General features: G+C 49.6%; 1 protein-coding gene. It reads right to left on the bottom strand.

What is annotated here, in order from left to right; genetic code table 11:
- Positions 1-23: 23 nt before the first annotated feature.
- Positions 24-240: aminotransferase class IV (locus tag R0J87_RS24195; protein ID WP_498889588.1), on the bottom strand; the 217-nt coding region annotated here is incomplete at its 5' end.

Genomic DNA, 240 nt, shown 5'->3' on the forward strand with positions numbered 1-240 from the left:
ATAGTAAAAACAGGCCAAGAAAATCATCGGTTTTCCTGGCCTGTTTTTAAGTTATCGTCCGCATCAAGTTCGACTTTCATCCATCCGCGCACGCTATTGATGAACCAGATGGCATCGAATGTATCGAGCTCATCTTTTTTCAGCACTTTCGGTTCGATGCGCCCTTCTTCAAGGAGCTGTTCGCGGTAAGTCCCGGCGAGCAGGCCGCTAGAAACTGGCGGTGTGTAGAAACGCCCGTCT

Origin of the sequence: Halomonas sp. SIMBA_159 (genome assembly GCF_046536035.1) — a bacterium.
GTDB classification, from domain to species: Bacteria; Pseudomonadota; Gammaproteobacteria; order Pseudomonadales; family Halomonadaceae; genus Vreelandella; species Vreelandella venusta_A.